At 68.7% G+C, this 22,485-nt stretch carries 21 protein-coding genes; 10 read left to right on the forward strand and 11 right to left on the reverse strand.

The window, feature by feature from the left end; all coding sequences use genetic code 11:
* The first annotated feature begins 346 nt into the window (after window positions 1–346).
* Window positions 347–2,011: a methyl-accepting chemotaxis protein gene (locus tag EX20_RS09005; protein WP_034193316.1), complete on the forward strand. Its 1,665-nt coding sequence runs from the start codon at window positions 347–349 to the stop codon at window positions 2,009–2,011.
* 19 nt (window positions 2,012–2,030) lie between these two features.
* Here the strand turns inward: EX20_RS09005 and EX20_RS09010 are convergent, their stop codons facing one another.
* The 4 genes from EX20_RS09010 to EX20_RS09025 are packed head-to-tail and all read right to left on the reverse strand — an operon-like array spanning window position 2,031 to window position 6,940.
* Window positions 2,031–2,909 (reverse strand): efflux RND transporter periplasmic adaptor subunit, encoded by an 879-nt coding sequence (locus EX20_RS09010; protein ID WP_011884505.1) that lies wholly within the window; start codon window positions 2,907–2,909, stop codon window positions 2,031–2,033.
* 12 nt (window positions 2,910–2,921) lie between these two features.
* The gene (locus EX20_RS09015; protein ID WP_011884507.1) at window positions 2,922–3,125 is read right to left on the reverse strand and encodes a DUF1656 domain-containing protein; all 204 of its coding nucleotides are present in this window, start codon (window positions 3,123–3,125) and stop codon (window positions 2,922–2,924) included.
* A complete protein-coding gene (locus tag EX20_RS09020) occupies window positions 3,122–5,323 on the reverse strand; it encodes an FUSC family protein (RefSeq protein WP_034193317.1) in 2,202 nt (733 codons plus the stop codon). Before EX20_RS09020 ends, EX20_RS09015 begins: the two co-directional genes overlap by 4 nt.
* A gap of 15 nt (window positions 5,324–5,338) precedes the next feature.
* Window positions 5,339–6,940: an efflux transporter outer membrane subunit gene (locus EX20_RS09025; protein WP_034193318.1), complete on the reverse strand. Its 1,602-nt coding sequence runs from the start codon at window positions 6,938–6,940 to the stop codon at window positions 5,339–5,341.
* A 157-nt stretch (window positions 6,941–7,097) separates the two neighbouring features.
* On the opposite strand from EX20_RS09025, the gene EX20_RS09030 reads away from it, so the two are divergent.
* Window positions 7,098–8,039 (forward strand): LysR family transcriptional regulator, encoded by a 942-nt coding sequence (locus EX20_RS09030; protein WP_034193319.1) that lies wholly within the window; start codon window positions 7,098–7,100, stop codon window positions 8,037–8,039.
* Between the two features lie 125 nt (window positions 8,040–8,164).
* Window positions 8,165–8,323, forward strand: coding sequence for a hypothetical protein (locus EX20_RS32485; RefSeq protein WP_165487609.1), 159 nt, complete (start codon window positions 8,165–8,167; stop codon window positions 8,321–8,323).
* 56 nt (window positions 8,324–8,379) lie between these two features.
* Here the strand turns inward: EX20_RS32485 and EX20_RS09035 are convergent, their stop codons facing one another.
* Genes EX20_RS09035 through wrbA form a run of 4 tightly spaced genes read right to left on the reverse strand, consistent with a single transcriptional unit; the run spans window position 8,380 to window position 11,681 of the window.
* Window positions 8,380–9,207, reverse strand: a complete 828-nt coding sequence (locus EX20_RS09035) for a metallophosphoesterase (RefSeq protein ID WP_014722887.1) — start codon at window positions 9,205–9,207, stop codon at window positions 8,380–8,382.
* Window positions 9,208–9,232: 25 nt separating this feature from the next.
* Window positions 9,233–10,654: an FAD-binding oxidoreductase gene (locus EX20_RS09040; protein ID WP_034193320.1), complete on the reverse strand. Its 1,422-nt coding sequence runs from the start codon at window positions 10,652–10,654 to the stop codon at window positions 9,233–9,235.
* A 20-nt stretch (window positions 10,655–10,674) separates the two neighbouring features.
* Window positions 10,675–11,073, reverse strand: a complete 399-nt coding sequence (locus tag EX20_RS09045; RefSeq protein WP_034193321.1) for a DUF2069 domain-containing protein — start codon at window positions 11,071–11,073, stop codon at window positions 10,675–10,677.
* Window positions 11,070–11,681 carry an NAD(P)H:quinone oxidoreductase gene (gene wrbA / locus EX20_RS09050; RefSeq protein ID WP_034193322.1) on the reverse strand — a complete coding sequence of 204 codons (612 nt, stop codon included), beginning with the start codon at window positions 11,679–11,681 and terminating at the stop codon, window positions 11,070–11,072. Before wrbA ends, EX20_RS09045 begins: the two co-directional genes overlap by 4 nt.
* A gap of 146 nt (window positions 11,682–11,827) precedes the next feature.
* Between wrbA and EX20_RS09055 the strand changes: the two genes are divergently transcribed.
* Window positions 11,828–13,159 carry a YihY family inner membrane protein gene (locus EX20_RS09055; protein ID WP_034193323.1) on the forward strand — a complete coding sequence of 444 codons (1,332 nt, stop codon included), beginning with the start codon at window positions 11,828–11,830 and terminating at the stop codon, window positions 13,157–13,159.
* 21 nt (window positions 13,160–13,180) lie between these two features.
* On the opposite strand, the gene EX20_RS09060 is transcribed toward EX20_RS09055, so the two are convergent.
* A complete protein-coding gene (locus EX20_RS09060; RefSeq protein WP_011884521.1) occupies window positions 13,181–13,498 on the reverse strand; it encodes an Mpo1-like protein in 318 nt (105 codons plus the stop codon).
* 157 nt (window positions 13,499–13,655) lie between these two features.
* Between EX20_RS09060 and EX20_RS09065 the strand changes: the two genes are divergently transcribed.
* The 3 genes from EX20_RS09065 to aroC all read left to right on the forward strand — a co-directional run bounded on the left by EX20_RS09065 (window position 13,656) and on the right by aroC (window position 17,530).
* A complete protein-coding gene (locus EX20_RS09065) occupies window positions 13,656–14,111 on the forward strand; it encodes a CBS domain-containing protein (RefSeq protein ID WP_011884523.1) in 456 nt (151 codons plus the stop codon).
* A 136-nt stretch (window positions 14,112–14,247) separates the two neighbouring features.
* Window positions 14,248–16,182 (forward strand): MFS transporter, encoded by a 1,935-nt coding sequence (locus tag EX20_RS09070; protein WP_011884525.1) that lies wholly within the window; start codon window positions 14,248–14,250, stop codon window positions 16,180–16,182.
* A 247-nt stretch (window positions 16,183–16,429) separates the two neighbouring features.
* Window positions 16,430–17,530 (forward strand): chorismate synthase, encoded by a 1,101-nt coding sequence (gene aroC / locus EX20_RS09075; protein WP_011884526.1) that lies wholly within the window; start codon window positions 16,430–16,432, stop codon window positions 17,528–17,530.
* A gap of 69 nt (window positions 17,531–17,599) precedes the next feature.
* On the opposite strand, the gene EX20_RS09080 is transcribed toward aroC, so the two are convergent.
* Window positions 17,600–18,670, reverse strand: coding sequence for a LacI family DNA-binding transcriptional regulator (locus EX20_RS09080; protein WP_011884527.1), 1,071 nt, complete (start codon window positions 18,668–18,670; stop codon window positions 17,600–17,602).
* Between the two features lie 241 nt (window positions 18,671–18,911).
* Between EX20_RS09080 and rbsK the strand changes: the two genes are divergently transcribed.
* The 3 genes from rbsK to EX20_RS09095 all read left to right on the forward strand — a co-directional run bounded on the left by rbsK (window position 18,912) and on the right by EX20_RS09095 (window position 22,215).
* Entirely contained in the window at window positions 18,912–19,841 is a 930-nt protein-coding gene (gene rbsK, locus EX20_RS09085) for a ribokinase (RefSeq protein WP_034193324.1), read from the forward strand.
* Window positions 19,842–19,903: 62 nt separating this feature from the next.
* On the forward strand, window positions 19,904–21,223 hold the full coding sequence (locus EX20_RS09090) for an MFS transporter (protein ID WP_034193325.1): 1,320 nt from the start codon (window positions 19,904–19,906) through the stop codon (window positions 21,221–21,223).
* Window positions 21,224–21,267: 44 nt separating this feature from the next.
* Entirely contained in the window at window positions 21,268–22,215 is a 948-nt protein-coding gene (locus EX20_RS09095) for a dihydrodipicolinate synthase family protein (RefSeq protein WP_034193326.1), read from the forward strand.
* A gap of 108 nt (window positions 22,216–22,323) precedes the next feature.
* Here the strand turns inward: EX20_RS09095 and EX20_RS30505 are convergent.
* Window positions 22,324–22,485, reverse strand: a 162-nt coding sequence (locus EX20_RS30505) for a 4Fe-4S dicluster domain-containing protein (RefSeq protein WP_139164722.1), incomplete at its 5' end; no start/stop codon positions are given.

The raw sequence follows: 22,485 nt of genomic DNA on the forward strand, positions 1-22,485 counted from the left end.
TCGTTGTTGCGTCAAAGGAGTGTAATGTGGCGCATCGACAATGTCAGGCCAAGTTTTGTCGCATTTCGGACATTGATGTGACGATTCGGCGATCGTGCCCGTTTTTGGCCGGTTATAACGCTCGGACGCGTCCGGCCGTTGCTGCGGACGCGCCGGGCCGGATGAGTGTTTGTCCGGACTCAAGGCCGCGCGTTGCGGGCCGTAGTACGACGCAGCGACATCGCACGCGCAACCAGCCCGGCGCCGGCCACGAACCGGCCCGGTGCAGCACACGCGGCATTGGGCAGCCAATGCCGGCCGTCGGAACCGACCTTTCCGGCGGCGTGACCAATACGGGGATATATCGATGAAAGCAGCATCATTGCATCCAGGGCCGGGTGCGGCCGCCACCGCCTCCCACGCATCCGCCGCGCGCCGAGCGGGCACCGCGGCGCGGCCGAGCCGCCCTTGGACCGTCAAGGCGACGTTGCGCGCGGCATTCGCGATTCTGCTGGCCGGCACGCTCGCGATCGGCGTGTTTTCGCTGTGGCAGATCAGCCGGCTGAACGCGTCGATCGCGTCGGTCTACGAACAGGGGCACGTCGCGAGCCGGGCGGCCGAGGAAGTGCGCGCGGAGGTGCTGCGCGCGAGCCGTGCGCAGAAGATGCTGCTCACCGCGACCACCGCGAAGGAGCGCGACGACCTGGGCGCCGAAGTCGGCGCGGGGCTCGCGTCGATCGGCCAGGCGCTCGCGACGCTGCAGCGCTACGCCGATCCGGCCGATGCCGACGATTCCGCGCGACTGCACGCGTTTTCGGCGGCCGTCGGCACCTGGAGCGGCCATCTGCGCGACTTCGTCACGCTCGTGCAGGCGCAGCCGCTCGACCTGTCGCAGATGAACTGGCAGGTCGGCACGCAGGACGTGTCGCTGCTGGTCGAGACCGGCAAGCTCGAGAAGCTCGTCGCGATGCTCGTGAAGACGCGCGGCGCGAAGTCGAAGGCGACGCTCGATGCGTCCGCAACGATCTTCTCGTCGTCGTTCGCGATGATCGCCGCGATGACGGGCGGCCTGATCGTGCTGGCGATCGTGATCGCCGAGCGCGTGGTGCGGCGGCTCGCGGCGCAACTCGGCGGCGAGCCCGCGCACGCGAAGGCGATCGCCGCCGACATCGCGCGCGGCGACCTGACGCGGCCGATTCCGGTGGCCCGCAACGACCGCGACAGCATGGTGCGCGCGCTGTCCGACATGCAGACCGGGCTGGCGGCGACCGTCGGCGAGATCGCCGTCAGCGCCGAGGCGATCGCGGCCGCGTCCGGCGAGATCTCGACCGGCAACCTCGACCTGTCGCGCCGCACCGAGCAGCAGGCGGTCGCGCTCGAACGCACCGCGGCGAGCATGGAGGAGCTGACCTCCACCGTGCGTCAGAACGCCGAGAATGCGCGCCAGGCGAGCGCGCTCGCCGCCAACGCGTCGGCGGTGGCGGAGGCGGGCGGGGACGTGGTCGGCCGGGTGGTCGCGACGATGAGCGAGATCGACGACAGCGCGAAGAACATCCGCGAGATCATCGGCACGATCGAGGGGATTGCGTTCCAGACCAACATTCTCGCGTTGAACGCGGCGGTCGAGGCAGCGCGCGCGGGCGAACAGGGGCGCGGCTTCTCGGTGGTCGCGGGCGAGGTGCGGCTGCTCGCGCAGCGCTCGGCGACCGCGGCGAAGGAGATTCGCGAGCTGATCGGCGCGTCGGTCGAGCGGGTCGCGAACGGCGCGGCGCTCGCCCACGATGCGGGCCGCACGATGGATGACGTGGTGAAGGCGGTGAAGCGCGTGACCGACATCATCGCCGAGATCTCGGCGGCGTCGGACGAGCAGAGCACCGGGATCGACGAGATCGGCCGCGCGGTCACGCAGATGGACGCCGGCACGCAGCAGAATGCGGCGCTGGTCGAACAGGCCGCCGCCGCGGCCAATGCGCTCGACGAGCAGGCGCAGGCGCTGAAGGCGCTGGTCGGGCGCTTCCGGCTCGCGGCCTGAGCGCCCGCCCGGGCGGCGCTCAGGATTTCTTCTTCTGCTGCTCCGGGTTGATCACGACCGTGCAGGTCGTACCGGCCGACAGCACCACGTCGGCCGGCACTTCGTCGATCTTGATGCGCACCGGCACGCGTTGCGCGAGGCGCACCCAGTTGAAGGTCGGGTTCACGTCGGCGACGAGGTCGCGGCTTTGCGGGTTGTCGCGATCGTAGATGCCGCGCGAGATGCTCTCGACATGGCCCTTCATCACGCCGCCGCTCATCAGCCGCATCTCGGCCGGCGCACCGACCTTCACGCGCGGCAGCTTGGTTTCCTCGAAGTAGCCGTACACCCAGAACGAGTGGCTGTCGACGATCGCGAGCTTCGCCTGGCCGGCCACCGCATAGTTCCCCTTGAAGGTCTGCAGGTTCGTGATGTAGCCGTCGACCGGCGCGATCACGCGCGTGCGTTCGAGGTTCAGCTTGGCCGCGTCGAGTGCGGCGATCGCCTGCTGGTACTGCGCATCGGCGCTCGATGCGCTGTGCGCCGCGTTCTCGCGGTTTTCCTTCGACACGACGAGCGCGTCGAGGTCCGCACGGCGGGCCGCGTCGTCGCGGCGCATCTGCAGTTCCGCGCGGCGGGCGGCCACGGCAGCCTGTGCCTGTTCGACCGCGATCTGATAGTGCGACGGGTCGATCTGCATGATCAGATCGCCCTTCTTGACGAGCTGGTTGTCGTGCACCGGCAGCTCGACGATCGCGCCCGACACGTCCGGCGCGACGTTGACGATCTCCGCGCGCACGCGCCCGTCGCGCGTCCACGGATCATCCATGTAGTGCACCCACAGCGAGCGCCCGATCAGGATCGCGACGAGAAGGATGACGGCGGTCGCGACGAAGCCGAAGAGTTTTCTGATAATCATGATGGTTCGGGATCAACGGTAAACGGCGAGACTCATTCCGCCGCAGATGCAGACGAGAAGGCACGCGCGGAACAGCGACGGGTGCCAGACGAGACGGTAGAGGCCCGTATAGGCGAGCAGGCGGTCGACGGCCCAGGTCGCGAGCGCGCCCAGGACGAACATCAGCACCACCGTGGGCATGTAGGCATCGAGAATGGCGATTTCACGCGGCATCATGACGAGGCTCCTTGTTGGGGACGCACGGGGCGATAGCGGTTCAGCGGCTCGAGCGGCGATTCCGGGTCGAGCAGCGCGGTACGGACAAAATGCAGATGGCTCAGGATGCGCTGCAGGCGGTGGCGTTCGTCGCGCGACGGCGTGACCGCATCGAGCGTGTGCCGCGTCGCGTCGATCGCGGCGTCGACGGCGGCGAGCGTCGCGTCGAAGCGCCCGGCGTCCGGCTGCGCGAACAGCGCGGACAGGGCGGCGCGCATCGTCTCGATCGCGCGGCGCCACGGCGTCGTTGCCGCGTAGCGCGGGTCGGGCGGCAGCGTCGCCAGTTCGGCGCGCAGGTCGAGCACCGCGTTGCCGGTTTCCAGCACCGCGAACATCCAGCGCAGCGCGTCGCGCTGCACGTCGGGCTGGTCGGCCGACAGCGTGTGCGCCTGGTGCATCAGGTCGCGCGCGCCGCTCTCGAAGCGCGTGCGCAAGCCGACCAGCCGCGCATGGCATGCCGCGACGACCTGGTGGCGCAGGTCCGCGAACAGCCGCTTCTTCAGCCACGGCGCGCTCGGCGGAAACAGCACCGCGAACGCGATCGCCGACGCGAGCATCGACAGCACCAGCGCGAGCGCGTCGTTCATGAAGCTCATCGGATCGTAGTGCGTGATGTTGTCCGGGCCGGCGAGGAAGCTGAAGAAGATCAGATAGCCCATCCCGTAGCCTGCGTACCGCGGCTTCATCGTCATGAAGATGCCGATCGCGAGCAGCGGCGCGAGCGCCACGCACAGCAGCGGGAAGCCGTCGATGTGCGGATAGATGCCGAACGTCAGCAGGAAGCCGGTGCAGACGGCGAGCGCGGTGCCCATCCCCATCTGCGCGGACATCGCGGTCGGCCGCGGCGTCGCCGACGCGAGCGCGCACGTGGCTGCGGCGGTCAGCGTCAGCGTCACGCCGCTCGGCCAGGCGGTCGCGATCCACACCGAGCCGAGCACCAGAATCACCGTCGCGGTGCGAATCGCCGCGATCACCATCGCGGTCGCGTTGGTGCGCGGCTCGTAGCGCTCGATCCAGCGTTCGCGCTCGTGGTTCGCGGTCGCGAGCGACGCGTAGGTCGCCGCGTATTCGTGCAGGTCCGTGATGAAGCGATACAGCAGCTCGGCGGCCGTGTCGAAGTCGAGCAGCGGAAAGCCGGGCTGCGCTTCGAGTGTCGCGCGGGTCGCGCGGATGCGGCGCGGCAGCGCGTCGCGCCACGCGAGCAGCTGCGCGGCCGCGAGCGCGGCGTCGGCCGACGAGCGCACCGGCTCGCCGTTGCGCGTGAGGAGCGGCGCGATCTCGCGGAAGTACGGCTCGATCGCGTCGATCGCCGCCTGCGCGCCGGCGCCGCGCAGCCGGTTCATCAGCTGGTGCAGCGCGTGGAAGCGGCTCGATACGCTCATGAACTCGCTGTTCAGCCGCGCGAGGCGGCCGCTGCGCATGCGCGTGTCCGGGTCTTCGAACACGGCCATGCTGCGCGCCGCTTCGAAGCCGACCACGTCGGCGACGAAGCGCGTATGGATCGATTCGATATGCGCGCGCTCGAGCTTGCCCGACAGCGCGGCGGCGACGTAGTCGACGAAGCCGACGAAGCGCTTGCGCACCGTCGTGCGCATCTGCTCGCCGGTGTACTGGGGAAACACCAGTGCGCTGACCACGCCGGCCGACACGATCCCGACCATGATCTCGGCGACCCGCGTGAGCGCGCTCATGAACGCGCCGTCCGGATGTTGCGACGCCGGCAGCCCGATCAGCGCGGTCGTGTAGCCGGCGAGCAGGAAGCCATAGCTGCGGAAGTTGCGGTTGCGTGCGGCGCCGGCCGTGCACAGCGCGACCCACAGCGCGACCGCGAGCAGAAACAGCTCCGGCTGCTGCGGGAACAGGCCGACGAACGCCAGCGTCGCGATCAGCCCGAAGATCGTGCCGATCACGCGGTAGAAGCTCTTCGCGAGCACGGCGCCGCTTTGCGGCTGCATCACGATGAACACCGTGGTCAATGCCGTCTTCGGCGCCGGCAGGTCGAGCCGCATCGACACGCCCGTTGCGATGAACGCGGCGAGCAGCGCCTTGAACAGATAGAGCCACGCGGCGCCGTCGCTGCGGGCCCAGTCGCCGAACGCGGCGAACCAGGCCGGCAGCGGTCCGCCGGCGTGCGTGGTAGCAGGGGAGGAGACTGACATGTCGGTCGCTCCGCGTTACGGTGCGGTGGTCGTCGCGACGTGCGCGGGCCGCGTGGCGCGGGCGGCGGCGCTGGCAGCGGGGGCGGCCGTGGCGGTTGCCCCGGACGAAGCAGCCGACGAAGCCCCCGACGCAGCAGCCGGCGCAGCCGCGGCGGCTTCGTCGTGCGGCACGTCCTGGCCCGTTTCGACGCCGCCGCCGAGCGCGGCCATCAGCTGCGCATGCGCGGCGAGCCGCTCCGCGTCGATGCGCGCGGCCGTCTCCTGCGCACGCAACAGCTGCTGTTGCGCGATCAGGACGTTCACGTAGTCGGTCAGGCCACGGCGGAAGCCTTCGCGCGACAGCCGGTAGCTGCGGTCGTTGGCTTCCACCGAACGTGCGGCGTCCTTCTTCTGCGTGTCGAGCGAGCGGATCCGCACGACCTGGTCGGCGATGTCCTTCAGCGCGGCGAGCACCGTCTGGTTGTAGTGCTCGACCGCCTGGTCGTAGCCGGCGCTGGCCGCGCCGAGTTGCGCGCGCAGGCGTCCGCCTTCGAAGATCGGCAGCGTCAGCGCGGGGCCGGCCGTCCAGCCGCCGTTCATCGAGCGCAGGAAGTCGACGAACGGCGCGGTCACGCCGAAGCCGCCGACCGTCGCGAGCAAGTCGATGTTCGGGTAGAACGCGGCCTTCGCGACGTCGATCCCGCGTGCCTGCGCGTCGACCATCCAGCGTGCCGCGACGACGTCCGGCCGGCGGCCGAGCAGGTCGGCCGGCATCGCGGACGGCAGGCCGGCCGGCGCGTCGAGCGACAGGTTCGGCCGCTTGATCGCATCACCCGCGCCCGGACCCTTGCCCGCGAGCGCCGCGAGCTGGTGGCGCGCGAGCTGGATCGCTTCCTCGTAGGTGTCGATCTGGCGTTCGTAGTCGGGCAGCGTGGACTCCGCCTGGCTGAGCTCGAGCTGCGTGCCGAGGCCCGCCTGCAGGCGCTTGCGCGCGAGATCGGCGAGCGCGCGCTGGCGCTCGAACGTTTCGTGCGCGAGATCGAGCAGCGCGTAGTTCATCGACATGCCGATGTACGCGCGCACGACGTTCACTTCGAGTTCGAGCCGGGCCGCGCGCGCGTCGGCCGCAGTCGCGTGTGCGGTATCGAGCGCGCGTTCGGTGGTGTTCTTGTCCTTGCCCCACAGATCGAGGTGGTACGACAGGCCGAGCGTGCCGGTGTTGTTCCACGTATCGACGTTCGCGAGCGGGCCGGGGCCGTAGTACACGTTGTCGGGCCAGTGCTCGCGCATCAGCGACAGATTGCCGTTGATCTGCGGCAGTTCGGCCGAACGGGCGACGCGCGCCATCGCCTGCGCTTCGCGCACGCGCGCCTCGGCCGCCGCGAGGGTCGGATTGCCGGCTTGCGCCGCGGCGATCCACGCGTCGAGCTGCGGGTCGCGATAGGCGCGCCACCAGTCGGATGCGGGCCAGCCGGCGTCGCGGTCCGCCGCACGGATCGCAGCGCCGGCGTCGAGCCCGTTCGCGTCGATGCGAGCCGACTGCGGCTTGTTGTCGCCCATGCTAGCGCATCCGGCCATTATTAATGAGACTGCAAGAACCGCCAGTGCCAGCGTCCCTTTTGTTGCCGGAAACTGCACGATTTTCTCCCTTCCGGATATAGATGATTCGGAGGCGATTATATTTTTCAGTAATTCCTGAATAAACGAACAAAGGTGCAAGTCATTTTTACGAATCCTGAGACAATATTGGTGGGCTGCTGTGCAACAATCCGTCCGGATTCAAACGGGTAATGGGATGGATACGTTACAAAACATGCGGGTATTCGTCCGCGTGGTGGATGCGGGGAGCTTTACCGCGGCCGCCCAGCAGATGAATTCGACGACCGCCTATGCATCGCGCGCCGTATCGGATCTCGAAGCGCACCTGCGCACGCGCCTGCTGAACCGGACCACGCGCCGGATCGCGCTGACCGAAGCCGGTGAGCGCTACCTGCAGCGCTGCGAGCAGATCCTCGCGTACGTCGACCAGGCCGAAGCCGAGGCGGGCGATGCGCACGCGCGCCCGTCGGGCAAGCTGAAGGTCCATTGCTTCACGAGCCTCGGCCAGCACTATCTGGTGCCGGCCATCGGGCGCTACCGGCAGCGCTATCCGGACGTGCACGTCGAGCTGACGCTCGCGCAGCGGATGCCCGACCTGCTCGATGAAGGCTACGACGTCGCGATCGTCGTGGGCCGTGAACTGCCCGATTCGGGGCTCGTGTCGCAGCGGCTCGGCGACAGCTACAGCGTCATCTGTGCGTCGCCCGATTACGTCGGCGCGCACGGCAAGCCGCAGACGCCGGCCGATCTCGCGCAGCACGCCTGTCTCGGGATGGTCGCGCCGGGCTTCCACTTCGACGAATGGACGCTGTCGGGCCCGCGCGGCGACGAACTCGTGCCGGTGACGGCACCGCCGTTCCGCGTAAATGTGGCCGAGGCGCTGGCGGTGGCCGTGCGGGAAGGGATGGGGATCGGCGGCCTGCCGCTGTATTCGGCGATCGGCGGGCTGCGCAGCGGCCAGATCGTGCGCCTGCTGCCGGAATACCGGTCGCAGCCGATGAGCATCTACGCGCTGTATCCGTCGCGCCAGTACCTCGACGCGAAAATCCGGACGTGGGTCGATTTTCTGCGCGACGAACTGCCGGCTACGCTCGAAGCCGACGAAGCCGCGCTCGCGCAGATCACGGCTGCGACATGATGGCGCGATCGCTCGGAATCTGACGAGATTTGTCGTTCGCGCAACACTTTTTTACCCGCGGACGCCGGACAGTTTGATACTGTTCGAATCATCGACATATGAATCTGCCCACCCTCGGAGTCGCAATGGATACGCACCTGATGATCGGCCTTGGAATTCTGCTCGGCGCGGCCGCCGCCGCCGCGGCGACGCGCGATCTGCTGCGCGCGATGAAGGCGCGCGCGAAACTGGTGCCGGTGCGGGTGCGCGCGTCGTCGCAAGGCCGCCATCGCGCCGACCGCTGAGCGGCGCTCAGGCAATCTATCGACCGGGGCCGTACACGGGCCCGCCCGCCGCGCGTTCAGCCGAGTTCGACCACACGATCCCACGCGAACGCGGGGTTCTCGAGTTCGCCGGTGCGGCGACGGATATAGCCGCGCGGGTTGCACACCACGCGCGTGCCGCTGTCGGTCACGTAATCGAACGACGTATGCGTGTGGCCGTGGACCCACAGGTCGACCGGCGGCCGCACGAGTTCCGCCAGGTCCGTCACGAATCCCGCCGAAGCAAGATCCTCCTCGTACCGCTGTGCCAGCGAGCGCAGATGCGGCGCATGATGCGTGACGACGATCGTGCGGCCCGCGAACGGCGTCGCGATCCGGGCCGCGAGCCACGCGCGGCTGTGCCGGTGCAGCGCGATCGCGTCGGCCGGCGTGAAATCGCGCTGCGGGGCGTCGCCGGGCCGCGTCGAAGCCTCGTGCGGCCACGTCACCTGAATCAATCCCTTGAAATCGAGCATCACGCGCATGCCGGCTTCGGTCGCGCGGGCAATGCTCGCGTCGTCGGCGCCGAACAGCGAGAAATCGGTCCATAACGTCGTGCCGAGCACGCGAAAGCGCTGTGCCGGGTCGACGTAGAGCCCGTTGTTCAGGTAATGCACGTTGTCGAGCGTGTGCGCGGCGTCGCGCATCGCGGTCTCCAGCGCGCCGAATTCCCCGTCGTAATACTCGTGGTTGCCGGGCACGTAGATCACCGGCACGCGCGCGTCGAACGTCTCGGCGGCCCAGCGCAGGCCTTCCGCGTGGTTGTGGATGTCGCCGGCCAGCACGACGAGATCCGCCTCGGCATGCGCGATCGCGTCGGGCTGGTTGCTCTCGAGATGCAGGTCGGACAGCACGCGAACTCTCATGGGCGTCGCTCCGGATTGAATGGGTTCAGCGCAGCACCTTGCCGGGGTTCATCAGCCCGCGCGGGTCGAGCGCGGTCTTCAGCGTTCGCATGAGCGCCGTTTCGACCGGCGACTTGTAGCGCTGCGCATCGTCGATCTTCAGTTGGCCGATCCCGTGTTCCGCGCTGATCGTGCCGCGGTGACGATGCACGTTGTCGTAGACGATACGGTTGATCGGCGTCTGGAATTGCGCGAGGAACGCCTTCGGATCGCCGCCGGCCGGCGTCTGCACGTTGTAGTGCAGATTGCCGTCGCCGAGATGGCCGAACGTGACCATCCGCGCGCCGGGCGCGGCCTGCTGGATCGCGGCGTCGGTTTCGTCGATGAAGCGGGCGATCGACGAAATCGGCACGGCGATGTCGTGCTTGATGTTGAGGCCCTCGTCGGCCTGCGCGAGCGGGATGTGTTCGCGCAGATCCCAGAACGCGCGCGATTGCGCGAGATTCTCCGCGACGACCGCATCGACCACGAGCCCGGCGTCGAACGCCTGCTCCATCAGCGTTTCGAACAGCGTGCGCGCGTGGGCTTCGCTCTCGTTGTCCGACAGTTCGAGCAGGACCGTCTGCGCATGCGTGCGCTCGAACGGGTAGCGCAGCTGCGGATAGTGCTTGCCGACGAGCTGCATGCAGAAATCCGACATCAGTTCGAAGCCGGTCAGCAGCGGGCCGGCCGCACGCTGCGCGAGCGCGAGGAAGTCGAGCGCCGCGTGCGGCGATTCGAGCGCGGCGAGCGCGGTGACTTGCGCGGCCGGCAGCGGATGCAGCTTCATCACCGCGGCCGTGATGATCCCGAGCGTGCCTTCCGCGCCGATGAACAGGTCGCGCAGATCGTAGCCGGTGTTGTCCTTGCGCAGCCCGCGCAGGCCGTCCCAGATCTCGCCCTGCGGCGTCACGACCTCGAGGCCGAGGCACAGCTCGCGCGCGTTGCCGTAGCGCAGGACGGCAGTGCCGCCCGCGTTGGTCGACAGGTTGCCGCCGATCGTGCAGCTGCCTTCGGCGGCGAGGCTCAGCGCGAACAGCCGGCCGCCTTCGCGGGCGCGCGCCTGCACGTCGGCCAGGATCACGCCGGCTTCGACGGTGATCGTGTTGTTGTGCGGATCGAACGCGCGCACGCGGTTCAGGCGTGCGACGCTCAACACGGCCTGGCTGCCACTCGCATCGGGCGTTGCGCCGCCGGCCAGGCCGGTGTTGCCGCCTTGCGGCACGAGCGCGACGCCGTGGGTGTTCGCGAGCCGCACGAGGGCCGCGACTTCGGCGGTATCCGCCGGCTTCAGCACCGCGCAGGCGCTGCCCTTGTAGCGGCGGCGCCAGTCGGTCAGGAACGGCTCGGTATCGTGCGGGTCGGTCAGCACGTGCGCGGCGCCGATCGCGTCGCGGCAGGCGGATACGAAAGCTTCGGAAGGAATCATCACGTTCGGTCGCGTAAGGGTCAGGACGCGGCGCGCTGTTTTTTCGCCGCGCGCTTGAACGGCGCGACGTAGGCGAGCGCCGCCACGAAGAAGCCGACGGCGAGCGCGGTCTCGCACCAGCCGAGCGTCGCGGACAGCCCGCGGTCGGACATCCCGCGCACGACGCCTTCGGCGAAATAGACGAGGATCAGCATGCTCGCCCATTGCAGCGTATAGATGTTACGCCGCCACACGCCGGGTAGCGCGAGCGCGAGCGGCACGGCCTTGAGCAGCAGCGCCGAGCCGCCTGGGCGCAGCGGCGCGAGCCACAGTTCCCATGCGAGCGAGAGCACGATCAGCGCGGCGAGGCATGCGGCCGCGGCCAGCGCGTAGCTCGGCCGGGCCGCGACTGCGGCGCGCGCGGGCGTGGGGCCGCTCATGCGGCCTCGGCGGCGGCCAGGGCCGCGGCCGCGCGGGCCAGCCGCACGCCGAGCGACGCCGCGAGCGTCTTCTCGTCGGCCGACAGCCCGCCGGCGGCGCTGCGCTCGTGCGGCGACACGTGCGACGCGCCGTACGGCGTGCCGCCGGTGCGCGTCGTGCTGAGGGCGGATTCGGTGTACGGAATGCCGACGATCATCATCCCGTGATGCAGCAGCGGCAGCATCATCGACAGCAGCGTCGACTCCTGGCCGCCGTGCAGGCTGCCGGTCGACGTGAACACGCTGGCCGGCTTGCCGGCCAGCGCACCGGACAACCATTGCGGCGTGGTGCCGTCGAGGAAATATTTGAGCGCGGCGGCCATGTTGCCGAAGCGGGTGGGCGAGCCGAGGGCGAGGCCCACGCATTCTTCGAGATCGCGCAGTTCGGCATACGGCGGGCCGTCGTCGGGGATGTCGGGAGCGGTGGCTTCGCACACCGTCGACACGGGCGGCACGGTGCGGATGCGCGCCTGCATGCCCGGCACGCTGTCGATGCCGCTCGCGATCGCGAGCGCGAGTTCGCGCGTGGCGCCGTGACGGCTGTAATAGAGGACGAGGATGTCTTTCATGGGCGGCGGAGCCCCGTGCGGCCGCGCGCGTGCCCGGTGCAGTCGGCCCCTGCTGGATCGAGCGGCTATTATAGGGGCTGAAGTCGTCGCGCAGCGCGGCGGCGGCGCGCGCCGCCGGGCGCGCGGCATCGACAAGGAGAAAACGTTTGCCGAAGTTGGCCGTCGATCTCGACACCCTCAAGCGTCTCGCGCAGTTCGCCGCGCGGCGCAGCGCCGAGGACCGCATCCCGCAGGTCGCGGGCAGCCTCACGTTCACGACGATGCTCGCGCTCGTGCCGCTCGTGACGGTCGCGTTCGCGCTGTTCACCGCGTTCCCGATGTTCGCGTCGTTCCAGATCTCGCTGCAGGGCTTCCTCGCCGATCACCTGATGCCCGCGCAGTTCAACGTGCAGATCTTCAAGTACCTGAACCAGTTCGCGGCCAAGGCCAAGGGGCTGACGACGGCCGGCCTGATCGTGCTGGTCGTCACGTCGGTGATGACGATGATGACCATCGAGTCCGCGTTCAACCTGATCTGGCGCGTGCGCAAGCCGCGGCCGTTCGCGCAGCGCGTGCTGGCGTACTGGGCGTTGATCACGCTCGGGCCGCTGCTGTTCGGCGTGAGCCTGTCGCTGTCGTCGTATCTGTTCACGCAGTCGCTGGCGTTCACCGGCGCCGCGCCGTCGACGTCGATCATCGAATGGCTGCTCGCGTTCGCGTCGCTGCCGCTCACGGTGCTCGCGTTCACGCTGCTGTACGTGTATCTCCCAAACTGCACGGTCGCGTGGCGCGACGCGGTGATCGGCGGCCTGTTCGCGGCCGTCGCGTTCGAGCTGGCGAAGCGCGGCTTCGGCTATTACGTGCGGCGCATTCCGACTTATACGGCCGTCTACGGCGCGTTCGCGGCGCTGCCCGTGTTCCTGCTGTGGGTGTACCTGAGCTGGTTCATCGCGCTGCTCGGCGCGATGGTCGCGTCCGCGCTGCCGGCGATCCGTGTCGGCCAGTTTCATCGCATCCATTATCCGGGCAGCGATCTGCTCGACGCGCTCGAATTGCTCGCGCGGCTCGCCGAGGCGCGCGCGGCCGGCAGGCCGGGCTGCACGGCGCCGCGGCTCGCGACCATGCTGCGCTGCGACATGGAGACCGCGCAGCGGCTGCTGCTGACGATGGAGGAGCGCGAATGGATCGCGCGGCTGGAGGGCGGCGACCAGGCGCCGCGCTACATCCTGCTGGCGAACCCCGATCGTCTGACGCTCGCGCAGCTGTTCGACGTGCTGGTGATCGACCGGACCGAGCTGACCTATCAGCTGCAGCGGCGTAGCAGCCACGTCGAAGGCGCGGCGCTGCTCGACGTGCTGTCGAACGATCGCTTCGACGTGTCGCTCGCGTCGCTGATCGCCGCGCGCGCGGCCGATGGCGCGCAGCCGGCCGCGCCGGCGTCCGGCTCGCTCGCCGGCGCGGCGCCCGACCCGCACGCGCGTCCGCCGAAAACGGCGTGACGCCGCGCCGGAAGGCGTGCGTTACAGCGGGATCTTGCCGACGCAGATGTCCTTGAACATCACCCAGTCGCCCATCAGGCTGTAGACCGGATGCCGGAACGTGGCAGGGCGGTTCTTCTCGAAGAAGAAGTGCCCGATCCATGCGAAGCCGTAACCGCACACGACGGCCGCCGGCAGCCACGGCCAGCGACCGGTCGCGACCGCCATCGCGACACAGCCGATCACGCCGAGCGAGCCGATGAAGTGCAGCCGCCGCGACGTCGCGTTCTGGTGTTCGTTCAGGTAATACGGATAGAAATCAGCGAAGCTGGCGAATTGTTCCGAATGCGTATGCGCCATGGCCGTCTCCCCGGGTCGCCGTTCATGGCGCCATTGTGCGGCGGGCCGCCGGCGGCCGCAAGCCGCGCGGCCCTGCGCCTTACCCCTGCGCTTTCCTTTTGACAGGCTTTCCGATAGGATCGAAAGCGGATTTGCATTCAAGCTCGAGGGAACCACGATGCGCGTCAGCGATATTCTGAAAGTGAAGGGCAACACGTTGTTTACCGTGACGCCCGATAAGCCGCTGCGCGAAGCGGTCGATACGATGGCCGAGCACGACATCGGCTCGCTCGTCGTGATGGAGTACGGCGATCTGGTCGGGATGCTCACGTTCCGCGAGATCATCCAGCGCCTGCACGTGAACGGCGGCGCGATCGGCGACGTACAGGTGCGCAAGGTGATGGACGAGCCGCTCACCTGCACGCCGGAGACCGACGTGAACGAAGTGCGCCGGATGATGCTCGAGCGCCACGCGCGCTACATGCCGGTGCTCGACAAGAAGGTGCTGATGGGCGTCATCTCGTTCTACGACGTCGCGAAGACGGTCGTCGAGGCGCAGAGTTTCGAGAACCGGATGCTGAAGGCCTACATCCGCGACTGGCCGGAATCGGAAGCCGAAGCACAGAAGCCGTGACACGTCGCGCCCGGTGCATCGCACGCGGGCGCTGCCATTCGGCGCGCGGCGGCGCAGGTTCAGCCTGCGCCGCCGTTTTTTCAACGACAACACGAGGCCCGCGCAGCTTCGCCCAGACGATGCGCGCGTATTCCGCATGAGCGATCACACGCAAGTCTCTTCAGCGACGCGCGGCGAACGGCGCGCCCACGCATCGCAGTTCGACCTGTTGCGCGAGCGCCGTTTCGCGCCGTTCTTCACGACGCAGTTCCTCGGCGCGTTGAACGACAACGTGTTCAAGATCGGCTTCACGTCGCTCGTCACGTATCACACCGCACGCTTTTCCGGCGTCGACGCGAAGACGGCCGCGTTCCTCATTTCCGCGATCTTCATCCTGCCGTTCGTGCTGTTCTCGGCCACCTCCGGCCAGATCGCCGACAAGTACGACAAGGCGACGCTCACGCGTTTCGTGAAGACCTTCGAGATCGTGCTGATGCTCGTCGGCGCGGCCGGCTTCGTCACGCACAGCGCGGCGCTGCTGTATCTGTGCACGTTCATGATGGGGATGCACTCGACGCTGTTCGGCCCGGTCAAGTATTCGTACCTGCCGCAGCATCTCGGCGAGCACGAGCTCGTCGGCGGCAACGGCCTCGTCGAAATGGGCACGTTCGTCGCGATCCTGATCGGCACGATCATCGGCGGTGCGGCCGCCGGCATCGAAGGCAGCGGCGAGCGCGTGCTCGCGGTGAGCGTCGTCGCGATCGCGCTGGCAGGGCGCCTCGTCGCGCAGCGCGTGCCGCCGACGCCCGCGCCGCAGCCCGATCTCGTGATCAACTGGAACCCGTTCAGCGAAACCTGGCGCAACCTCGCGCTCGCGCGACAGAACCGCACCGTATTCCTGAGCCTGCTCGGCATCTCGTGGCTGTGGTTCGTCGGCGCGACCTTCCTCACGTCGTTCTTCAATTTCGCGAAGGACGTGCTGTCCGCGAGCCCCGACGTCGTCACCGTGCTGCTCGCGACGTTCTCGGTCGGGATCGGCCTCGGTTCGCTGCTGTGCGAGCGGCTGTCGCAGCGCCGCGTCGAGATCGGGCTCGTGCCGCTCGGCTCGATCGGCATCAGCGTGTTCGCGATCGAGCTGTACTTCGCGAGCCATGCCATGCCGTCGCCCGGCCATCTGCTGTCGGTCGGGGAATTCCTGGCCGGCGCGCGCCACTGGCGCATCCTGGCCGACCTGTTCCTGCTCGCGATGTTCGGCGGCTTCTACAGCGTGCCGCTCTATGCGCTGATCCAGAGCCGCAGCGCGCCGACCCATCGCGCGCGCATCATCGCCGCGAACAACATCCTCAATGCGCTGTTCATGATTTTGTCGGCGTTGATGGCGATGGGGCTGACCAAGGCGGGCGTCGACATCCCCGGGCTGTTTCTCGTGACCGCGCTGCTCAACGTGGCGGTCGCGACGTATATCTACCTGCTCGTGCCCGAGTTCCTGCTGCGCTTCGTCGCGTGGGTGCTGGTGCATACGTTCTACCGGATCCGCCTCGTGCATGCGGAGCGGATTCCCGACGACGGCGCGGCCGTGCTGGTGTGTAATCACGTCAGCTACGTCGACGCGCTCGTGCTGGCCGCGGCGAGCCCGCGGCCGATCCGCTTCGTGATGGATCACCGGATCTTCAAGACGCGGTTCGCGAGCTGGGTGTTCCGGCACGCGAAGGCGATTCCGATCGCGCCGCGCCACGAGGATCCCGACATGCTCGCGCGCGCGTACGACGCGTGCGAGGCCGCGCTGAAGGACGGCGAGCTCGTGTGCGTCTTTCCGGAAGGCAAGCTGACCAAGACGGGCGACATCAACACGTTCCACCACGGGATCACCGAGATCCTCACGCGCAGGCCGGTGCCGGTGATTCCGATGGCGCTGCGCGGGCTGTGGGGCAGCTACTTCTCGCGCCATACCGATGCGCGGATGCCGCGGCCGATCAAGCGCGGCGTGATGAGCCGGCTCACGCTCGCGGTCGGCGAGCCGATGGCGGCGTCGGTCGCCACGCCGCAGGCGCTGCAGGCCGCGGTGACCGAGCTGCGCGGCGCGCGGAAGTAGGGGCGGCGCGCCGTCGGTGAGCGCGCGGCCGTGACGGCGGGCGCGCTACCGGTCGGCCGCACGCGCCCGCGCATGCCGCGCCGTATCCGCGGCCGGCGCATGCGCGCCGAACCGCCCGGCGTCCCGCGCGCGCGGGACGGCTGGCATAATAGCGGTTTACCTCATTTTCTCGACCGGCAAACGATCGGCGCGCCAGCGGTTGCGGCAGCGCATCGGTTTGCGTCATTTCTCTTTGGGCGGTTCCATCATGTCCGGCAATACCCTCGGCACGCTTTTCACTGTCACGACCTTCGGCGAATCGCACGGTCCCGCGATCGGCTGCGTGATCGACGGCTGCCCGCCGGGAATGAGCCTCACCGAAGCCGACATCCAGGCCGAGCTCGACCGCCGCAAGCCCGGCACGTCGCGGCACGTGACGCAGCGCCAGGAGGCCGACGAAGTCGAGATCCTGTCGGGCGTGTTCGAAGGCGTGACGACCGGCACGCCGATCGCGCTGCTGATCCGCAACACCGATCAGCGCAGCAAGGACTACGGCAACATCGTCGAGACGTTCCGCCCCGGTCATGCCGACTACACGTACTGGCAGAAGTACGGCATCCGCGACTACCGCGGCGGCGGCCGTTCGTCCGCCCGTCTCACCGCGCCGATCGTCGGCGCGGGCGCGGTCGCGAAGAAGTGGCTGCGCGAGCGCTTCGGCGTCGAGGTGCGCGGCTGCATGAGCGCGCTCGGCGAAATCGACGTGCCGTTCGTCGACTGGTCGCACGTGCGCGAGAACCCGTTCTTCGCGCCGAATGCGGCGATCGTGCCGGAGCTCGAGGCGTACATGGACGCACTGCGCAAGGACGGCGACTCGATCGGCGCGCGCATCGACGTGGTCGCGTCGGGCGTGCCGGTCGGCTGGGGCGAGCCGGTGTTCGACCGGCTCGACGCCGACATCGCGAAGGCGATGATGAGCATCAACGCGGTGAAGGGCGTCGAGATCGGTGCGGGCTTCGCCAGCGTCGCCGAGCGCGGGTCGGTGCACGGCGACGAGCTGACGCCGGCCGGCTTCGTCGGCAACCATGCGGGCGGCGTGCTCGGCGGGATTTCGACCGGGCAGGACGTCACCGTGTCGATCGCGATCAAGCCGACGTCGAGCATCCGCACGCCGCGCCGCTCGATCACGAAGGCCGGCGAAGAAGCGATCGTCGAGACCTTCGGCCGCCACGATCCGTGCGTCGGCATTCGCGCGACGCCGATCGCCGAGTCGATGCTCGCGCTGGTGCTGATCGACCATGCGCTGCGTCATCGCGCGCAGTGCGGCGACGTCGAGACGTCGACGCCGAAGATCGCCGGCAGCGCGACCTGATACGGGGGCGCCGGCAGCCGCCGGCGCGCTCGATGCGAGGTGAAGCGGGGCGCCTGGGGCGCCCCGTTTTCATGGGGCCTCGGAATGCGGCGGCGCGGCCGATTCACGCACCCGCAGCTCCGGCAGCACCGCGCAACCGGGCCCGACTGCGCCATGCTCGAGTGCGTCGAGCAATGCACGCGCGGCCTTGCGGCCGATCGCATCGGTGTCGACCCACATCGTCGTCAGGGCCGGCCGGATTTCGCGGGCGAGCGCAACGTCGTCGAAACCGGTGATCGACAGTTCCGACGGCACCGCGATGCCCATCGCCTGCGCCTCCAGCAGCGCGCCCAGCGCCAGCGCATCGTTGCCGCAGATCACGGCCGTCGGGCGCGTCGGCCCGCTGTCCGCAATGGCGCGCAGGCTCGCGCGCCCGAACGCGATCGTCGCCGGCCCCTCGTGCTGATGGACTGGCCGCACCGCGAGGCCGCGAGCGGCCAGCGTCTCGTGAATGCCACGCAGGCGCGCCTGCACGCGGTCGTTGTCCGCGGACGGCTGCATGATGATCGCGAAATCGCGATGGCCGAGGTCGAGCAGATGCGTGGTGAGCCGAGCGAAGGCCGCGCGGTTGTCGAAGCCGATGCAGCAATGCGGGCTGTCGTCGCGGTAGGCGTAGGTGACGACATAGGGCACCCGATGCAGGTCGAGCAGTTCGAAGACTTCCGCCGGATAGGCTTCACCGACCAGCGACACCGCTTCGACGCCGCGCGACAGCATCGCACGCACCTGCGCGAGCGCCTGCGCCGGATCGTAATTCGAGCAGCCCAGGAACAGCGTGATGCCGTGCTCGGCCATGACCGCCTGCATGCCGGCGACCTGGGACGCGAACACCTGGTCGTCGAGCGTCGGGATGATCGCGCCCGTAATGTGGGTGCGCGTGGAAGCGAGTGCGCGACCGGCCGCGTTGGGGATCCAGTTCAGCGTGCGCGCCGCGTCGCGCACGCGCTGCTGCACGTCGGCCGACACCTTGCCGGGATCGTTGTACACGCGCGAAACGGTCGCGGTCGACACGCCGGCGAGTTTCGCGACGTCCCCGAGCACCGAGCGGCCGCTGCCGCGGCGTGCGCGCGCCGCGCCGCCGCCGGAAGAGGGCGTGCTCATCGGCGGCTCGCGGCCGCCGGCGCGGCGCGCCATGCGCAAGTGGTCCAAAGTGCCATCGTTTACCCTCGGTTCGTCGTGGTCGTGCTTGCATCTCGCGTGCTGCCTGTGAGAATGTAAGCGCTATCCTGATGCCAGCCCGCATTATGTCAGACACATCTTCGAATCGCATCACCGCAAATTTTTCGTCGACGCCGGCCCGTTCGGCGATTTTATCCGTCGCAAATGTAAGCGGTTACATTGCATGAAAGACCACGCTGAATTCCCCAGAATCGCGGTCGTCGGCAGCCTCAACGTCGACCTCGTCACGCACGCGCCGCGGCTGCCCGTGCCGGGCGAAACGCTGCTCGGCACCGCGTTTCGGACGGTCTCCGGCGGCAAGGGCGCGAATCAGGCGGTGGCGGCCGCGCGCCTGGGCGCCTCGGTCGCGATGATCGGCTGCGTCGGCAACGATGCGTTCGGCGCGCGCCTGCACGACGCGCTTGCGGCAGAACGCATCGACCTGACGCACGTACACCGGATCGACGGCGCAGCAACCGGCGTCGCGACGATCACGGTCGATGCGAGCGGGGCGAACAGTATCGTCGTCGTGCCCGGTGCGAACGCGCGCCTCGATGCCGCAACGATCGACGCGGCGCGCGACGCGATCGCCGGCGCGGCGCTGATGGTGTGCCAGCTCGAGGTGCCGATGGAAACCGTGGTGCGCGCGATCGACCGTGCGCGCGCCTGCGGCACGCCGGTGCTGCTCAATCCTGCGCCCGCGCGGCCGCTGTCCGACGCGTTGCTGGCGCGGCTCGAGTACCTCGTCGTCAACGAAACGGAAGCGGAGTCGCTGACCGGCATCACGGTCGGCGACGACGCCTCGGCAGTGCGCGCCGCAGACGCATTGCACGCGAAGGGCGCCGGCAATGTGCTGGTCACGCTCGGCGCGCGCGGCGTCTGCTGGCGCGGCAGCGCGGGCAACGGCCGCCACCCGGCGCTGGCAGTGACGGCCGTCGATACGACGGCGGCCGGCGACACGTTCGTCGGCGGGTTCGCGGCCGCCCGGGCGGGCGGTGCGTCAATGGACGATGCCATCGCGTTCGGCCAGCGGGCTGCCGCGATCAGCGTCACGCGCCACGGCGCGCAGACGTCGATTCCGACCCGCGAGGAAGTGCAGCACACGACCGCATAGATTCCGCGACGACGGAACAGCCGGCTGAGCCGGCACCCATCAGAAACATGGAGACAACTGCAATGAACGAAAACCACGCTGTTCCGGCCGCGCCGCCCGGTATCCGACGCGGACAACGTATCGCGCTCGCGCTGCTGATGGTGAGCGGGATCGTCAATTATCTCGACCGCGGCACGCTGGCCGTCGCGAGCTCGGCAATCCGTGCGGATCTCGGACTGTCGCTTTCGCAGATGGGCTTGCTGCTGTCGGCATTCTCGTGGAGCTATGCGCTGTGCCAGTTTCCGGTGGGCGGCCTGGTCGATCGCATCGGTCCGCGCCGGCTGCTCGGCGTCGGGCTGATCGTCTGGTCGATCGCGCAGGCAGCGGGCGGCATGGTGTCGACCTTCGGCTGGTTCATCGTCGCGCGCATCGTGCTCGGTATCGGCGAGGCGCCGCAGTTCCCGTCGGCCGCGCGGGTCGTGAGCAACTGGTTTCCGCTGCGCGCGCGCGGTACGCCGACCGGCATCTTCAATGCGGCGTCGCCGCTTGGCACCGCGCTCGCACCGTTGCTGCTGTCGGTGCTCGTCGCGTCGTTCGACTGGCGCCTGGCGTTCGTCGCGACCGGTGCGCTCGGTCTCGTCGTTGCCGTCGTCTGGTTCGCGCTGTACCGCGATCCGGCTCGCGCGCAGTTGAGCGTGGCGGAACGCGGGTATCTCGATGCCGATGCGCAGACCGCCGCCGCCGCGCCGAAGCTGACTTTCGCCGACTGGCGCAGCCTGTTCTCGCACGGCACGACGTGGGGCATGCTGATCGGATTCTTCGGTTCCGTGTATCTGAACTGGGTATACCTGACGTGGCTGCCGGGATACCTGACGATGGAGCGTCACATGAGCCTCATTCGCACCGGGTTTGCGGCGTCGGTGCCGTTCCTGTGCGGCTTCGTCGGTTCGCTCGTCGCCGGCTGGCTGTCCGATTTTGTCACGCGCCGCAGCCGCTCGCCGGTCGTGAGCCGGCGCAATGCGGTGGTCGTCGCGATGCTCGGGATGGTCGCGTTCACGATTCCGGCCGCGCTCGTGCAGAGCAATACCGTTGCGCTCGCATGCATTTCGGTCGTGATCTTTCTCGCGAATGCGGCATCCGCGTGTTCGTGGGCGCTCGCGACGGCCGCCGCGCCGCCGAGCCGCGTCGCATCGCTCGGCGCGATCCAGAATTTTGGCGGTTTCATCGGCGGTGCACTCGCGCCGATCCTGACGGGCGTCATCGCGCAGAAGTGGTCGTTCGTGCCGGCGCTGCTGACGGCCGCGGCGATCGCGTTCGCCGGTGCGATGGCTTACCTGCTGCTGGTGCGCAAGCCGATTCCCGAGCAGGCGGCCAGCGCCGCGCCCGGACCGCTGCCGGCCTGAGCGTCGCGGCCACACCGCGTATTTACTGAAGCAAGGAGAAAGAGATGCAACACCATCAGCAGTCGACTGCGGCCATCGAGGGGATCGTGCCGGTGATGCTGACACCGTTCGACGATGCTGGCGCGATCGACTATGCCGGGCTCGAGCGACTCATCGAGTGGTATCTGGCGCACGGCTCGGATGCGCTGTTCGCGGTCGCGCAGTCGAGCGAGATGCAATTCCTGAGTCTGGCCGAACGGGCGGAACTCGCGCGTTTCGTCGTCGATCGCGTGGCCGGGCGCGTGCCCGTCGTCGCGTCCGGCCATATCAGCGACGATCTCGATTCGCAGGTCGCCGAGCTGTGCGCGGCGGCCGAATCGGGTGCGCAGGGCGTCGTGCTCGTGACGAACCATCTCGATCCGCAGCGCAAGGGCAGCGCCGCGTTTCTGGACCATCTTCACGCGCTGCTCGCCCGGCTGCCGTCGGATCTGCCGCTCGGCCTGTACGAATGTCCGGCGCCTTATCGACGGTTGCTCTCCGATGACGAACTGCGTGCGTGCATCGATACCGGCCGCTTCGTGATGCTCAAGGACGTGAGCTGCGACCTGGAAACGGTGAAGCGGCGCCTGGCGCTCGCCGCCGGGTCGCCGCTGAAGGTCCTGAACGCGAACGCCGCAATCGCATGGGATGCGATGAAGGCGGGGTCCGCCGGCTTCAACGGCGTGTTCACCAACTTCCATCCCGATCTGTATCAGTGGCTGCGCACGCAGGGCGATTCGGATCCGGCGCTCGCCGACGAATTGGCGACGTTCCTGGTGGTGTCGGCGGTGTCCGAGGCACTGGGTTATCCGGCGCTCGCGAAAATCTATCACCAGCGGATCGGCACCTTCGAGTCGATTCGCTGCCGCGTAATCGATTACGACGTACGCGAGCGGTTCTGGGCGCTCGACGCGGTGCTCGACAAGATCGTCGCGGGTACCGAGCATTTCCGTCGGAGAATCGCAGCGCGCTGACGGGCGGTCAGCAGTGCGCGCGCGAGGCATTGCCCCCGCGCGCGCTCGCGACCCGCGGACGTCGTACCGACGAAAAAAACGCCGCGCGATGCGGCGTCTTCCGGCAGCTTACATGTTCGGATAATTCGGCCCGCCACCGCCTTCCGGCGTGACCCACACGATGTTCTGCGTCGGGTCCTTGATGTCGCAGGTCTTGCAGTGCACGCAGTTCTGCGCGTTGATCACGAGGCGGTCGCTGCCGTCGTCGTTCTTCACGAACTCGTATACCGC

It is taken from the genome of Burkholderia sp. WP42 (assembly GCF_000745665.1).
GTDB lineage: Bacteria > Pseudomonadota > Gammaproteobacteria > Burkholderiales > Burkholderiaceae > Burkholderia > Burkholderia vietnamiensis.